The organism is Azospirillum sp. TSH20, assembly GCF_003115935.1.
Taxonomy (GTDB): Bacteria; Pseudomonadota; Alphaproteobacteria; order Azospirillales; family Azospirillaceae; genus Azospirillum.
The window spans coordinates 1-2,181 of the sequence record NZ_LGQU01000198.1 but is presented as its reverse complement, the minus strand read 5'-3'; the positions used below and the strand labels follow the sequence as shown (position 1 = coordinate 2,181).

Sequence of the window (2,181 nt, the reverse complement as noted above, 5' to 3'; positions counted from 1 at the left end):
TGTGCATCGGCGTGGAACAGTAGGCCAGTTTCGGGGGTGATCGGCGTCCAAAACCCAGCCACCTCCTGATCTGGCAGACTTCCACCCTGGGTTGGACGACAGGGTGGCCAAGCGAGGATGCTGACGGTGGAGACGATAGCGCGGATCCGACGGGAGCACGCGAAGGGGAAGAGTGAGCGGGCGATCGCCCGGTCGCTGAAGGTGTCGCGGGAGACGGTGAGCAAGTACCTGCGCTCGGGGGAGACGGCGCCGCGCTATGAGCGGCAGGTGCAGCCCTATCCGCAGTTGGGGGCCTTCCAGAAGGAGTTGGAGCGGCTGGTCGAGGAGAACGATCGTCAGCCGGCGCGGGACCGGCTCGATTACCTAGGCCTCTTCAAGCGCCTTCAGGCGTTGGGGTTTCCGGGCGGCTATGATGCAGTGCGCCGCTACATCAAGCGTTTCCGGCAGCACCAGCCGGTGGTCACTTCGACGCAGGGCTTTGTTCCGCTGACCTTTGCCCCAGGCGAAGCCTATCAGTTCGACTGGGCCGAGGACTGGGTCATCTTGGACGGCGTCACCACCAAGGTGCAGGTGGCGCACGTCCGGCTGTGCCACAGCCGCATGCCCTTCGTCCGAGTCTACCCGCGCCAGACCCAAGAGATGGTGTTTGATGCCCACGCCGGCGCCGCGGCCTTTTACGGCGGGCTGTGCGAGCGTGGCATCTACGACAACATGAAGACGGCGGTCGAGGCCGTGTTCGTCGGCAAGGACCGCCAGTTCAACCGCCGCTTCGCCCAGATGTGTTCGCATTATCTGGTCGAGCCGGTGGCCTGCACACCGGCGGCGGGCTGGGAAAAGGGACAGGTCGAGAATCAGGTCGGCACCTTGCGGCAGCGCCTGTTCACGCCGCGTCCCCGCGTGAAGACACTGGAGGAACTGAACGACTGGCTGCGTGGTGAGGTGGAGAGCTGGGCGCGGGACACCGCGCATCCAGAATGCCGAAGTCGCAGCGTGTGGGAGATGTTCCAGGCCGAGCGGCCGGCGCTGATCGCGGTGACCGATCCGTTCGACGGCTTCCACGAGACCACCGTCAGCGCCTCGAAGACCTGCCTGATCCGCTTCGAGCGCAACCGCTACAGCGTGGCCGCCATGGCCGCTGGCCGGCCGGTACAGGTGCGCGCCTACGCCGACCGCATCGTTGTGTGGTGGAACGGTCAGGTGGTGGCCGAGCACCGGCGCCGCTTCGACCGCGATGCCACCGTCTACGATCCCTGGCACTACCTGCCCATCCTCACCCGCAAACCGGGGGCGCTGCGCAACGGCGCGCCATTCCGGGACTGGGAGCTGCCGCCGGGGCTGAGCAAGGTGAAGGCCCGGCTGGGACGCTCCAACGAGGCGGACCGGCAGTTCGTGGCGATCCTCGGCGCCATTCTCAGCGACGGGCTCGATGCAGTGGAAGCCGCCTGTCAGACTGCATTGCAGGATGGACCCTGTGGCAGCGACGTGGTGCTGAACATCCTTGCCCGCCGCCATGACATCACGCCATCGGCACCGCTGGCGGTGCCCGCCGCCTTGACGTTGCGGATCGAGCCGGCCGCCGATTGCGCCCGCTACGACCGCCTGCGGACCGCCGGGGAGGCCTGCCATGGAGCGGCATGATGTGATGGCGATGATGGCCGAGCTGAGCTTGGCCGGCATGCGCGCCGCCTACGACGAGGTGATGCGCGATGGGCTGAAGCGGCAGCGCTCGCCCCAGCAGATCCTGGGCGATCTGCTGGCGGCGGAGGTGGCGGAGAAGAAGGCCCGCTCCATCCGCTATCAGCTGGGAGCGGCCAAGCTGCCCTTGGCCAAAACCCTGGCCGAGTTCGACTTCACCGCCAGCCCGGTCAACGAGGCGGTGGTGCGCGATCTGCACGATGGCGGCTTTCTGAAGACGCAGCGCAACGCCGTGTGCGTCGGCGGGACCGGCACCGGCAAGACGCACCTGTGCATTGCCATCACGGCCAACTGCGTGCGCCATGGCGCCCGCGCCCGCTTCTTCAACGTCATCGACCTGGTGAACCGGCTGGAAGCGGAAACCCGGGCCGGACAGGCCGGCCGGCTTGCCGAACAGCTGACCCGCGTCGATCTCGTTGTGCTCGACGAGTTGGGCTACCTGCCGTTTTCCCAGAGCGGAGGGCAGCTGCTGTTCCATCTGATCAG

The 2,181-nt window shown here is 67.0% G+C and carries 2 protein-coding genes; both read left to right on the top strand.

The features are described 5' to 3' along the window. The first annotated feature begins 117 nt into the window (after positions 1–117). On the top strand, positions 118–1,638 hold the full coding sequence (gene istA, locus TSH20_RS33920) for an IS21 family transposase (protein ID WP_109157816.1): 1,521 nt from the start codon (positions 118–120) through the stop codon (positions 1,636–1,638). Further along, positions 1,625–2,181, top strand: a 557-nt coding sequence (locus TSH20_RS33915) for an ATP-binding protein (RefSeq protein ID WP_109157815.1), incomplete at its 3' end; no start/stop codon positions are given. The genes istA and TSH20_RS33915, both read left to right, overlap by 14 nt.